This is a genomic window from Telluria sp. AZSoR62, from assembly GCF_058111565.1.
The window spans coordinates 1-237 of record NZ_JBYTST010000582.1 but is presented as its reverse complement, the minus strand read 5'-3'; the positions used below and the strand labels follow the sequence as shown (position 1 = coordinate 237).

General features: G+C 67.1%; 1 protein-coding gene. It reads left to right on the top strand.

Annotation, left to right across the window (positions count from 1 at the left end; genetic code table 11):
* Positions 1-37 precede the first annotated feature (37 nt).
* Positions 38-237, top strand: a 200-nt coding sequence (locus tag AC3XQU_RS24825; protein ID WP_489876754.1) for a hypothetical protein, incomplete at its 3' end; no start/stop codon positions are given.

The window sequence follows — 237 nt, the reverse complement described above, 5'->3', positions numbered from 1 at the left end:
CACGTCTGGAGGCTACAGGCAAGGTGTTCGAACACGCTTGGAGTTTGACCGCCTGCTGCACTACGCCGTGGAGCTTTCCGGAGCCAGCGGACGGCCGCCGCGGGTCACCCACCTGGGTACGGCCGCCGGGGACCAGCGCGGGTTCAATGCGGAAATGGATGAGGCCGCGCGGCTGGCGGGCCTCGACTTCAGCCACCTCAACCTCTTCACCATGCCAAACCACGCAGACCCGGAGGC